Here is a 13082-nt window from a genome sequence, read left to right as displayed (position 1 = left end):
ATCCAACCGTATGTCAATTCCCCATCATTCAGTTACTAAATCGCTGTTGGTCAGTGGGCTGTTGCTATTTGGCCTGCCGTCGGTCATGCTGGCGCAACAGCCGACCAAGCCGGCCAAACCCAGCGAAATTGAGAGTCAGGAAATCACCGTCGAGAAAAGCCGTCGGATTGAGTTGCCACCCGCCACCCGGATCATCAACAAGATTCCGGCTCCTAAGCCAAACACCGACGCCCGTAAGCTGACCTACGAATTTCAGGACCGCAAACTGACCATTGGCGACCCGCGTATTCAGCCTACGGTGCTTACCCCCGCTCAGGCTCAGGCCGAGGGGCGCACGGCCTTATCGAACTATGTAAAAATCGGAGCGGGCAACTACAATACCTTTTACGGCGAAGGATTTTACCAGACCTCCACTGCCAGTGGGCTGGGGGTGGAGGCGTCGGCGCGGCATTTGGCGTCGGCTATCGGGCCGGTGGATGGGGCTAATTCGGCGCAGCGCGAAACCCGCCTCGACCTGAAGGGCAGTTACAATACGGGCAACATGAAACTAACCGGCGGCGTGGGCTTCGATCAGCAACGGTACTTTTTCTATGGTTACCGGCCCATTACCGAAAATGGCGCGCGGGTAGTGCCCAATCGGGACAGTCTCTTGCAGCGCCTTAGCACATTCCGGCTTAACCTGGGTATCGAAAACACGGGTAAAGACCAGGCGGTGGACTATTCGCTGCGCACAAATTTGTCGAGTCTGCGCGATGCCTACCGCGCCGCCGAAACCGACTGGAGCACCCATTTTCAAAGTTCACTCGCCATTACCGATAACATTGTGGCCTTGGTCGATGCAGACGCGAGCCTGACCCAACGTGTTGATCGTGAGACAGATACGCGTAATTTGTTTCGGCTGCGTCCGGCGTTTAAATACACGGCTCCGAATTTTGCGGTCACCCTGGCCTTAAACGCCGTTAACGAAACTGACAAACGGCTGGGTATCAACAACACCCGGGCCTTCCCGGTCGTCAATATCGACGTGGTGCCGGCGGGGAACATCCACTTCTTTGCGGGCCTCGACGGCGATATTGTGCGGAACACCCTGCAAAGCTTCCTGTCGGAAAACCGCTGGCTGGCTCCCGACGTGGTGCTGGCTAACACTACTAAATCCTACGACATCTACGGCGGCTCGAAAGGACAGTTGGGCAATGGATTCAGCTACGAGGGTAAAGTGTCGTATGCCCGTTACCGTAATTTCTATGCCTTCAACAATACCCTGGCCGACACAACAAAATTTTATACCCTCTACGACGGCGGTTACGCGCAGGTGTTGACCCTGTCGGGACAGATTGGCTATTCACCCAACGATAATTTCCGGTCAACGCTGAAAGCCGACGTGTTCCGGTATGATCTGGACCGGCTGGATGAAGCCTGGGGCCGGCCGCGGGTATCGGCCAGTTGGCAAAACAGCTATTCACTGGAGAAAAAGCTGTTTGTTACGTCTGATTTTTACGTTTACGGCGGCATTCACAATAAAAATTTCGTCACCAACGAAACCGTTCGTCTGCCTGTTATCTATGATTTGAACCTGAAAATCGATTACCTGCTGGGTAAGCAGGTGTCGGCGTTTATCTCGTTTAATAACATCCTCGGCCAAACGTATCAGCGGTATTTGTATTACCGGGTGCAAGGACTTAACTTTCTCGGCGGAATCTCCTACTCTTTTTGATGACTATGCAACCCATCGGCGACTACCTCAAAAAATTGCTTTATCAGTATGACTGTCTTGTTGTGCCTGGTTTGGGCGCGTTCCTGACCCATGCTGTGTCGGCTTCCTACAACGAACGGGATGGCCTGTTTCTGCCACCCCGTCGCCGGTTGGCCTTTAATGAGGCTATGCGGCTCGATGATGGCATTCTGGTCAATTACCTCATGTTCCATGAACGCTGCAACCGCGAGGCGGCGCTGAATCACATAGACGCCTTTGTGCAGGAGATCAAGCAAACGGCGCAACAGCAGGGTAGCTATTCCATTGATGGTATTGGCCTGTTTTCGCTGAATGCGGAGAATAGCCTGCAGTTTGATCCCGAACTGCGGCATAATTTCCTTAGCAGTGCATACGGACTGGGACCTGTTCAATACCAGACTATTCCTGTGCTGCTGACTCAGCCCATGCTTGAAGCAGCCGGTGAGCCCAAACGAAACCCCCTGTTCGTGGCGGCCGTTGATTCTGCTGATGATGACGTGCCCGTGCTGGAGATGCCCGTTCGGCAGTTGTCGCCGGGTTGGCGCTGGGCTGCCGTAGCATTTTTGGCCGGGTCACTTGGTTTCATCAGCTATTTCACTGTATTGCATCCTAATCAGGGTCTACAAAGCAGTTTGAATCCGGCATCCATGTTTCGGGTGTTTGCTCCCGCATCAATGCCAACGTGGTCACGTGCCACCGCTGCTGAAGACGTGAAGCCTTCGGCTGCGGTTGTCACCCCGTCTGTTCCTGCTGTTCCAGTTGAGGAGGAACTGGGTAATGGAATGACTACGGCTGTTCCGACCCCTGCTCCGTCACCAGATGCCCCGGCGGCTAAGAAGCCTGATCTGGCCCCTGAAAAAGAGGTTGTAGCAGTAGCCGTGCCAACGCCAACGGTTGAGCCTGTTGCTGTTAAGGCGTCACTGCCGATAAAAGCTGCGGTTGCTCCGGTTAAAAAGGCTGTCAAAACAAACAGGGTGGTTGTTCGGCCTTTTGGTGGTAGTCCATATGCCCTTGTGGTGGGAAGTTTTGCTAACCGCAATAACGCCCTTCGCTTACGCAAACGACTTGTTGCTGCCGGTTACACAGATGCAGCGATCCTACCAACTCATAAAGGTGAGTTGATTAAGGTAGCGGCCCTGGGTGCTGCCACCCTCAGTGAGGCTGCCGCTCATAAAGATTCACTTACTCAATTCACCGGCACACACGCTATAATTGTGCGTAACCGGTAGGTTGTCAGTTTGTTAGCGCATAAAAAAGGCGGCCTGATGGCCGCCTTTTTTGTAGTTTATAGCGACCCTAACAACGAAAATGGCCGTTCTACCGTTATTTTGGCATCGTCAACCCTGTCCATCGACACCAACTCTCATGCGTATTGCCTACGATAACGAAGCTGAAGCCCGGACGGCCGCCTTTGCGGGGTCGTTTGCCATGATGGTGTTGCTGCTGATTGTGCTGTTTCTGGTCAGCATCTCGGCTAGTACGCCCCAGCCGCCACCCGTGGAATACATTGAAGTAAACTTCGGCACGTCAGACGTGGGTAGCGGGTCGGTGCAGACGTATAACAAACCCAACCCATCGCCGAGGGCGGAAAACGTGAAGCGTTCCGACGACAAGCCTAACCCCAAAGTGGCCACCACGCCCCGTGTGGAACGCACCCGGCCAACGCCGTCTGAACGTACCCCGGAGGCAAAACCGGCAAAAACAGTTTCCGAAAAACCAATCATTGCCTCAAGGGCTGAAAGCCCCGTTACCGTGCCTGACAGGCCTGAAACGAAGCGTCCTGAAGCGTCCTCCCCTAAAACCGTATCGGCCCCGCCCCGTACGGAACCGGCTAAAAAAGTAGAGACCGTAGATCCGAATGCACTCTACAAAAAATCGTCGGGGTCGGGTGGTTCCAACGGCACCAATGGTAAAGCGTCGGGTATAGGAGGCAACAATAACGGAGACGACCGGTCTGGCGTAGGGGATAAGGGTAATCCCGACGGAAATATTAACGCTAAAGAGTTTTATGGCAAACCCGGTGGCTCATCGTCGGGGGTAGCGCTGAACGTTTCGGGTTGGGCGTTTGGCAACAATCGCCTCGATAAAGATGATTCAGATGAGGGCGGCAAAATTATCTATCAGATTCGGGTAGACAGTGATGGTAACATTGTCTCGGCGCGCCCCATGACCCAGACCGTAAGCCCGTCTGTGGAGCGTTTCTACCAGCGGCAGGTGCTGCGGTTCCGCCTGCGGCCGAAAGGGTCTGTAACCCCGTCGGAGATCACCGTAGGCACGTTAACGGTAACCATCAGCGCCAGATAGCAACGCATCATCGCGTTTTGCCTTTTTCTTGTTCATGACGTATTCTGAAGCGGTCAGCTATCTCTATGACCGGCTACCTGTTTTTCACCGGGTTGGGGCCACTGCCTACAAACCCGGCCTTGACAATACGCTGGCACTGCTGGCGGCCCTGGGTGAGCCACATCATCAGTTTCCCAGTATACACGTGGCAGGAACTAACGGGAAAGGGAGTACCTCACACCTACTGGCCAGTATTTACCAGTCGGCTGGATACCGGGTGGGGCTTTATACCTCACCACACCTTAAATCCTTCACTGAACGGATTAGAGTCAACGGACAAGCAATTGACGAGCAGGCGGTAGTGGATTTTGTAGTGGCCAACCAGGCAGTTATTGAGCAACGATCACCTTCCTTTTTTGAAGTAACGGTAGCGATGGCCTTTGACCGATTCGCCCGTGAAAAGGTCGACCTGGCCATTGTGGAAGTGGGCCTGGGCGGTCGGCTGGATTCAACCAATGTCATCACCCCTGACTTGAGCGTGATTACCAACATTGGCTTTGACCATACCGATATTTTAGGTGAGACGCTACCGCTTATTGCCGCTGAGAAAGCTGGTATTATCAAGCCCGGCGTGCCGGTGGTAATTGGAGAACGCCATCCTGAGACCTGGCCTGTGTTCGACGCTGTCGCTGCCAGACAACAGGCGCCCATCACGTATGCCGAAACGGTTTGGCAGTGTGTAGATGCTGGTTTAGCCAATGGTATTCGCCTGATTGAGGCTCAGCAGCTAGACGCCGACAAATCGCTTTCCCTTGGATTGGCCTTACCTGGTCTTTATCAGCTACAGAATCTACAAACAGTGCTTACATCGCTAGCGGTGTTAAGCAGCCAATGGCCAGTTTCAGATGAGGCGATCAGGGCTGGTTGCGCGTCTGTGTTGAGTCAGACAGGTTTGCGTGGTCGGTTTCAGACTATCTCTATTCCGCAATCAGACAACATGTCGTTGCCCCTTGTCATTGCCGATACGGCTCATAATGAACCTGGTTTGCGGGCATTATTCGATACGGTTTATACGGTCCCGCATGAGCAACTTCATATCGTGATGGGCCTTGTGCGTGAAAAAAAAGTAGCGGCTATCTGGCCGCTCCTTCCGGACGATGCCCAGTATTACTTTTGTGCTGCCCAGTTACCCAGAGCGCTTCCCGCCGCCGAATTAGCCGAAACAGCCATGCGGCACGGTAAGATAGGTGCGGTGTATGAGGATGTGAATGTGGCCCTGGCAGCCGCATTAGCCAGGGCTACGCCTGCAGATCTGGTCCTGGTAACGGGCAGTACCTATATAGTGGCCGAGTTGGCCCCCTTAGATTAAACAAGAATGAGTGGTCGATTGAAATTACAGCGATTCGAACAGAACCGACTGGCCTATAATGTCATTGAGCGGGGAAAACCGACTTACACTACCATCAAAGGTGCCTGGAATCGTGATCAGTTTCCTACCGACCAGCCAATCGTGGTTGAGTTAGGCTGTGGCAAGGGGGAGTACACGGTGGGATTGGCCCATGCCTACCCTGCTAAAAACTTTATCGGTGTGGATGTAAAAGGTGACCGTATTGCCCGGGGCTCACAACAGGCATTGACCGAAAACTTAACCAACGTGGCCTTTTTGCGAACGGATATCCAATACCTGGAGGAATTCTTTGCTCCCGGTGAGATCAGCGAGCTATGGATTACCTTCCCCGATCCGCAACCGCGTGATAAACAGGAAAAACACCGGCTTACCTACGCCAAATTTCTGGCCATGTATAGTCGTCTACTGAAACCTGAAGGATTTCTTCACCTAAAGACAGATAATCTTCCTTTTTTCGCTTACAGCCTGGATTCGCTACCTGCCAATGGCTTCACGTTGCTCGACTGGACGAATGACCTTTATAAATCACCACTGAACGAACGCCATCTGGGTATTCAAACCAAGTATGAGGCGATGTTCTTTGCCAAAGGCTTCTCAATAAACTATCTAGTTAGTCAAAAAACAGTACGTTGACCTAAGCTACACCAAGAGAGGCTGCCCTGATTGGGGCAGCCTCTCTTGGTGTGTAGTAATACGATCGTTAACGCTTACCTTTTTAGCTGAACAAACGTTCCATCAAATCAGCCACACGGCTTGAGTAGCCGTACTCATTATCGTACCAGCCAACTACTTTGACAAAGTTGCCCATCGAGGTGGTCAGTTTCGAATCGAAAATGCATGAGTAGGAACTACCGATAATATCAGCCGATACCAGTTCATCTGTTTCGTAGTGCAGAATACCTTTCATGGTTGTCTCTGCAGCTTCCTTCATGACCCGGTTAATTTCCTCTACGGTTGCCTCTTTTTTCAGAATTACAGAAAAATCAGTGATCGACCCATCCGGCGTTGGTACGCGCATCGAATTACCGTCGAGTTTTCCCTTCAGATGGGGCATGATCAAGCCAATGGCTTTAGCTGCACCTGTAGAGGTTGGTACAATGGACAAGGCAGCTGCCCGCGCGCGGCGCATATCAGAATGAGGCGCGTCCTGCAAGTTCTGATCAGCCGTGTAGGCGTGAATAGTGGTCATAAAACCCCGTTCGATACCGAAATTATCGTCAAGGACTTTTGCCATTGGAGCCAGGCAGTTAGTTGTGCAGGAGGCGTTGGAGATAATTGTCTCGTTACCGGTCAGGATGTTGTCATTTACACCGAGTACTACGGTTGGAATGTTGCCTTTGGCAGGAGCCGATATAACCACCTTTTTGCAACCGGCTGTGATATGCTGGCCTGCGCCTGCTTCATCCACAAAACGTCCTGTCGACTCAAGCACGACATCGATGCCTAAAGAAGCCCAGGGAAGTAATTTAGGGTCGCGCTCTGCATAGGCATGAATCCGCTTTCCATTTACAGTCAGGCTATCTGCATCGGCCTCTACCTGACCATTGAACCGGCCGTGTACTGAATCGTATTTCAGCAGGTGGGCAAGGGTATTATTATCGGTTAGGTCGTTGATAGCAACGATCTCAATATTTTCTTTTTCCAATAATCGACGGAAGGAGAGACGTCCAATACGTCCAAAACCGTTGATCGCTACTTTAATGGTTGCCATTCGGATATAAACAGGTTTGGTTAACGGCCTCAAATATACGCGTATGAACTGATAAAGAGAGGGCGCAACTACAAGCGAGTAGATTTAGCAGAAAAGGATGCGGTTTAGCAAATCGATTAGTAAATACCACAGCAATATTTAGTAAAATCATCTATTTGCTAACATATTGCGCTAAATTTCGTCTTTTTGCTATTATTTTTGATTAATTTTTTAGCCAATCTGTCAGTTTTTTCGATAATATTTAGTAATACTAATATTATTTACTAATATTTGCTGCCTGTATAACGCATTTGCTAAAATTGACTATCGTATTTGCTAAATGATTCTTTCGTCTCTATTGATTCGTCAGTTCAGTCAGTAAGGTGGATGCTGCTATCGAAGAATGATGGAAGTCTATTATTCTCAGTGGGATCAATCCGTATTGATAAGGAAGAGGATCTGGTCATAGACTGGGTATAACCATACACCTAGTGAGTCCGAAATAAAAGCTCCTACAAACACGACCAACACGACCAAGTTGTAAGACAGGATCCTGCTAATACCGCACTGGTCGTAGATTCGCTTCTACAGACAGGGTAACCAAAGCAACAGCATGCTTATGGCAAACCTGCTCTACATACTACACCATCAGTCTTTCCTCGATACTGATATAAGCCAACTAGTGGCTACAGATAACAACAACCAATCTTATACTGGTACTGTCATAAACACTTCAACCTGCCAGATTCATTACATGATCATAGGCATAAGATTTGGAAGGCATTAATTGTATTAATAGGAGAGGAGGCATTGGGCAACAGCCTTACAAGTGGTATATCTCTATGGTAGCCAACTCTTGAGACACTATCTTATATGGACCGTTACCCTTTATATTTGTTACGTCAGCATTCATTTTGCAAACAGGCAAATAGATTTATCTTGTAATGGATCCTCTATGCGAATCATAACAAAATAAAATTTGCTTTTGGGTTTTGCATTCAACAATTACTTGCTGATTATCAATCGTTTAGCAACTTGCAACTCTAGTTTCACTTTATATTATGAACCAACACATCACTGCCGTCGAAGCAGTTTGGCAGGACAGAAGTTTGCTCTCAAATCCAGAATACAAACACACCATTGACACCGTTATACGCGAGTTGAATTACGGAAATATACGCGTAGCAGAACCTATAATGGGAGGGGAGTGGCAGGTAAATGAGTGGATTAAAAAAGCCATCCTTCTTTACTTCGTGAGCCAGCCAATGCAGGCCCAGGAAGTCGGCATTTTTCATTACCATGACAAAATTCCTCTCAAGACAGACTTCGCTACCGCCGGCGTTCGGGTGGTGCCACCAGCCACTGTTCGTTACGGTGCTTTCATTGCTGCGGGGGCAATTCTTATGCCGTCGTACGTAAACATAGGTGCTTACATAGGCGAGCGTACCATGGTCGACACCTGGGCAACGGTAGGTAGCTGCGCTCAGATTGGCAGTGATGTTCACCTAAGTGGCGGCGTAGGTATTGGCGGCGTATTGGAACCGCCCCAAGCGGCTCCTGTTATCATCGGTGATGGTGCATTCATTGGCTCACGTTGCATTGTTGTGGAAGGTGCCCGGGTAGGCGAGCGAGCCGTTCTGGGAGCAGGCGTAACCATTACAGGATCGTCAAAAGTGATCGACGTGACGGGTAGCGAACCTAAAGAATATAAGGGTTTAGTACCTGCTAATTCTGTAGTCATTCCGGGTAGCTACACCAAGTCATTCCCAGCCGGCAATTTTCAGGTTCCGTGCGCGCTAATCATCGGTCAACGCAAAGCCTCCACCGATTTGAAAACATCGTTGAATGATGCGTTGCGGGAGAACAACGTAGCTGTTTAACCAAGCCAGCGTTTCTGATGCTGCTTCGTAAAGGCGCAGTACAATTGTAACACGGAACTTATTGGTCAGGTTAACCCCGATTTACATTTGTTAAGTCGGGGTTTCTTTTTTATCAAGGTTTACATTTGTTAAATTTACATTAGTCATTTACATTTGTGTGTTATCAATCTGCTAGTTACACATGTCAATCAATGACAAAATTAAACAGGTACTGCTCACCAAAAACTTGTCTCCATCGTATCTGGCTGATGATATTGGGGTGCAACGGTCCAGTATCTCCCATATTCTCTCTGGTCGGAATCGGCCCAGCCTCGACATCATTCAAAAGATAGTCCGGCGATTTCCGGAATTCAACTACGAGTGGTTTCTGGATGATGATGTACAATTGTTAACCGAACAAGCACCCACTGCTGATTCAACGGCAGGCCGCCTGGATGTTACCCGCGGACAAACCCGTACTGAGCGACCCTTAGTAGCGCCTAGCGATATCAATACCGAACGATCAGCCTCCGTAAACAGACCAAACGTTCCAAAACCGATTGCCGTATCTGAAGGATCGCTACAGCAATCAGCGGATGTTAGTCCGATAGCCGGTAAACAGATCGACCGGATCCTCATTTTTTACACCGACGGCACCTTCCGCGAATACACCCCTGCCTAGGCACTTTTTCTTTCCGTACCTTTGCAGCCAATTGCCGTGGTGCCCGCCGTTTATTCTGAACGACCGGGCTGAAAAGGGAAACCGTCAAAAGCCGGTGCTGTCCCCGCAACTGTAGGTTCAATTACGTTGGTTGCCCATGCTACAACGCCACTATCTGGTAGTCCGGATGGGAAGGCCGTGCAACCAATTGAACAAGCCAGGAGACCTGCCACGTCATAAACCGTCAGACTGGTTTCGGGTGAAAGCCGTCTGCTGATGCTTAGTGGCTCCCGCAAGGGTAGCCGTGGTTATGCACGAGGATGGAGTGGTTCGGTCAGCAGTGTATGGCTGTCGTATCCGGTTAGGGGTTGTGTCAGGTTTATTAACTGGCATGATCCTGTTTGCTCACCTGGTACTGGGACAGGTACGTCAATCCATCTGGCTCGATACGGTTCAGGTAGTTGACCGCGTGCAGCCGACACTTACCGTGGGCCTGGGCACCTGGCAGACAGACAGCAGCCTGTTACAACTAACCAATCTTCGTTCACTGGCCGATGCCTTACCCACTGTGCTACCGGTATCTGTACGCAACTATGGCAACGGCATGTTGAGCACCCTGTCGGTTCGGGGAACAGGACCGTCACATAGTACAGTCAACTGGAATGGTTTACCCCTAAGCTCGCCCATGCTTGGGCAACAGGATTTAGCCTTAATTCCGGGCATTGCCTTTAACCGACTCAGTCTGCAAACGGGGAGTTACAATACCGTAGTCGGGGCCGATGCGGTATCGGGGGTGCTTGCTTTGCAAACGACACCCAGCTGGACACCGGGCCTTCGTGGTGCTGTTATGGCTGATGTCGGCAGCTTCGGCCGATATGCTGGTCAAGTAACCCTGCGCTATGGTAGCAGGTCGGGGCGGTGGTCGGGGCAAACGGGCAGTTACGGCCTGACACTGGCCAATAACTTTCCGTATCAGAATCTATCCCGTTTTGGCAAACCCATCGAAGAACAAACCAACGCGGGTATCCGGCAATGGGCCATTACCCAATCCATTTTCGGGCAGTTGACCAGCCATTCGCTGCTGGCCCTGCACGGCTGGTGGCAATCGGCTGACCGCTATCTTCAGCCGGGCATTGGTGAATCGACTACGGGGGAGCGGCAACAAGACGAGAGTCTGCGACTGACGGCACAACTATCGGGCGGGCAGAGCAAACGGGAATGGCTCGTACAACTGGGCTTCATCCAGGACTATTTACGCTACGTTAGCCCCCTTGCTCATCTTGACGAACCCTCAACCACCCGGCAATTTGTAGTGCGGGCAGAGCAAACCTGGTCGTTGCACGCTCAAGAGGTCACCAACCCCGGCTGGACGATCCGGGTGGGGGCAGAATCCATTATGGCCATGGGCCAGATTGCAGCCTACCAGGGACAGCAGAGCCAGACGCGGGCCGATGGGTATGCGCTGCTTACGGGCATACTAACCCCTCGCCTTACCGTAACAGGCCAGTTTAGGCAGGGGTGGGCGAGTGGCTTTTCCCCACCACCTGTACCCGCTTTGGGCGCTACCTACCGCCTCGTGGACCGCCCCGGCTTTTCGCTCACGGGTCGCCTGCACTTAAGCCGTACTTACCGGATGCCCACGCTCAACGACCGTTTCTGGCGACCGGGGGGTAACGAATCGTTACGACCCGAAAGCGGCTGGAGTCAGGAGGGAGGCTTTACCCTTGAACGAACTCCTCGTCCCAACCAATCCCTCCGGCTGCTGCTGACAGCCTACCATACGCTGATTCACGACTGGATTCTGTGGCTACCCCAGGCTAACGCCGGTTACTGGTCACCCCGTAATGTGCAGGTGGTACGCAGCCGGGGACTGGAAAGTCAGGTTACCTATACGGTTAAAAAAGGGGCATTTACCTGGCAAAACGGCCTTAATCTGGCTTATACACGGGTAAATGAAGTGGCTGGCCCTGCCGTGCAGGATGCCTCTACCCTGGGATTACAATTGCCCTACGCACCCGTGTGGGTCATTAACAGTCAACACTCAGTTACCCACAAAGCCTGGACAATAGGGGGGCAGGTTAGCTACACGGGTGCCCAGGCCACACAGGCCGACCACGGGCATTCGCTGCGGGCGTTCTGGCTCGTCAACGCTCAGCTACATCATCGCTTTACCCAGCTGCCGGGTTTCACGGGAAGCCTACAGGTTAACAATCTTACCCAGTCTATTTATCAAACCATTGAAAACAAGGCCATGCCCGGTCTTAACGGGCGGCTGCAACTTGCTTATGCATTTCACTAATACAAGGCCTCTGGGCCGTTCCGGCTGTGTTGCCCTATTGGCTACGGCGGGCTTTTTTATTCTACAGAGTTGTTCGGTTACTGAGCCTGTCCGTACTGAGCCGTTTGAATCGGGAGTCCTGGTTATGGAAGAAGGGGCGTTTAAGAAAGGAAACGCTTCCGTCAGCTTGCTCAACGCCCAAACCGGGCAGGTTACGGCCCCCAACATCTTTTCGGCGGTCAATGATCGTCCCCTTGGCGATGTGCTACAGTCATATATTGAAATCGGCGGAAAAGGGTATCTCGTCGTGAACAACAGCGACAAGGTAGAAGTAGTGGAAAGCAGCACGTTTCGCAACATCGGTACCATTCAGAAGGGGATAAGCGCCGCCCAGCTAGCCGTTGAGCAACCCCGCTACATGGTCGCCGCGCCGCCCCAAAATGGGCAGTACCTTAAAGCGTACGTAAGTTGCTGGGGGGGCAAAACAGTAGGGCCCAACGTGGCCGTTGTTGACCTGGCCGGTCGACAGGCATTTAAGCAGATTACGGTAGGCGGCGGTCCGGAGCAGCTTGTACTAGCCGGCAACCAAGTCTTCGTAGCTAATTCCGGCGGGTTTGGCGTTGATAATACCGTGTCAGTCATCAATACCGATACCGATCAGGTAGTAACGACCATTACCGTTGGCGACCGGCCAACGTCGATGGCCTACGACCCGGACAACAACGTGGTATATGTGTTGTGCAGTGGCAAGTATGCCTTTGATTATACGACCAATAAACTGGTGCCCACCACCGCTGAGCTGATAAGAATCAATCCAACCACGCGCCAGATCGTCAGCCGCGTCACGATTGGAGGAAAACCTGTGCTCGATAATCCAGGCAACATGGTGTTCAATAACACCACCAAAACGCTGTACTTTACCTTCGGTGGGGCCGTGTACAGCACACCTGCTGCCGCCACGAGCATTCCATTAGACAGGCCACTCATCAACCGAAGTTTCTACGGCCTTGGCGTTGACCCGGCCACGAACATTATCTACGGTGGCGACGCAAAAGATTTCAACCGGGGCGGCACGGTGGTGCGGTACCGGGCTACAGGTGTATTGCTTGATTCGGCTAAGGTGGGTATTGCGCCAAACGGGTTTTACTTCAAGTAGGCACGGGTTGGCTCT

Annotated in this window: 10 protein-coding genes and 1 riboswitch; of the genes, 9 read left to right on the top strand and 1 reads right to left on the bottom strand. The window is 51.6% G+C overall.

The annotated features are described in order from the left end of the window. Window positions 1-10 precede the first annotated feature (10 nt). The 5 genes from J2I47_RS05370 (at window position 11) to trmB (ending at window position 6056) form a co-directional block, all read left to right on the top strand. A complete protein-coding gene (locus J2I47_RS05370; protein WP_229374300.1) occupies window positions 11-1714 on the top strand; it encodes a TonB-dependent receptor in 1704 nt (567 codons plus the stop codon). Beyond that, entirely contained in the window at window positions 1714-2961 is a 1248-nt protein-coding gene (locus tag J2I47_RS05365) for an HU domain-containing protein (RefSeq protein WP_207363521.1), read from the top strand. Before J2I47_RS05370 ends, J2I47_RS05365 begins: the two co-directional genes overlap by 1 nt. A 136-nt stretch (window positions 2962-3097) precedes the next feature. After that, window positions 3098-4036: a hypothetical protein gene (locus tag J2I47_RS05360; protein ID WP_207363520.1), complete on the top strand. Its 939-nt coding sequence runs from the start codon at window positions 3098-3100 to the stop codon at window positions 4034-4036. Window positions 4037-4070: 34 nt separating this feature from the next. Next, the gene (locus J2I47_RS05355) at window positions 4071-5384 is read left to right on the top strand and encodes a bifunctional folylpolyglutamate synthase/dihydrofolate synthase (protein ID WP_207363519.1); all 1314 of its coding nucleotides are present in this window, start codon (window positions 4071-4073) and stop codon (window positions 5382-5384) included. 6 nt (window positions 5385-5390) lie between these two features. Continuing rightward, window positions 5391-6056, top strand: coding sequence for a tRNA (guanosine(46)-N7)-methyltransferase TrmB (gene trmB / locus J2I47_RS05350; protein WP_207363518.1), 666 nt, complete (start codon window positions 5391-5393; stop codon window positions 6054-6056). 82 nt (window positions 6057-6138) lie between these two features. On the opposite strand, the gene gap is transcribed toward trmB, so the two are convergent. Beyond that, a complete protein-coding gene (gap, locus tag J2I47_RS05345) occupies window positions 6139-7134 on the bottom strand; it encodes a type I glyceraldehyde-3-phosphate dehydrogenase (protein ID WP_207363517.1) in 996 nt (331 codons plus the stop codon). Window positions 7135-8174: 1040 nt separating this feature from the next. On the opposite strand from gap, the gene J2I47_RS05340 reads away from it, so the two are divergent. The 4 genes from J2I47_RS05340 (at window position 8175) to J2I47_RS05325 (ending at window position 13067) form a co-directional block, all read left to right on the top strand. Beyond that, window positions 8175-8993 (top strand): 2,3,4,5-tetrahydropyridine-2,6-dicarboxylate N-succinyltransferase, encoded by an 819-nt coding sequence (locus tag J2I47_RS05340; RefSeq protein WP_207363516.1) that lies wholly within the window; start codon window positions 8175-8177, stop codon window positions 8991-8993. 181 nt (window positions 8994-9174) lie between these two features. Beyond that, on the top strand, window positions 9175-9654 hold the full coding sequence (locus J2I47_RS05335; RefSeq protein ID WP_207363515.1) for a helix-turn-helix transcriptional regulator: 480 nt from the start codon (window positions 9175-9177) through the stop codon (window positions 9652-9654). A gap of 20 nt (window positions 9655-9674) precedes the next feature. Beyond that, window positions 9675-9881, top strand: a riboswitch (cobalamin riboswitch). A 143-nt stretch (window positions 9882-10024) separates the two neighbouring features. Next, window positions 10025-11932: a TonB-dependent receptor gene (locus J2I47_RS05330; protein WP_207363514.1), complete on the top strand. Its 1908-nt coding sequence runs from the start codon at window positions 10025-10027 to the stop codon at window positions 11930-11932. Then, the gene (locus J2I47_RS05325) at window positions 11919-13067 is read left to right on the top strand and encodes a DUF5074 domain-containing protein (RefSeq protein WP_207363513.1); all 1149 of its coding nucleotides are present in this window, start codon (window positions 11919-11921) and stop codon (window positions 13065-13067) included. The genes J2I47_RS05330 and J2I47_RS05325 overlap by 14 nt, the downstream gene beginning before the upstream one ends. Window positions 13068-13082: the final 15 nt, after the last annotated feature.

This window comes from Fibrella rubiginis (genome assembly GCF_017353185.1).
Taxonomy (GTDB): domain Bacteria; phylum Bacteroidota; class Bacteroidia; order Cytophagales; family Spirosomataceae; genus Fibrella; species Fibrella rubiginis.
This window is presented reverse-complemented; position numbering and strand designations above follow the sequence as displayed.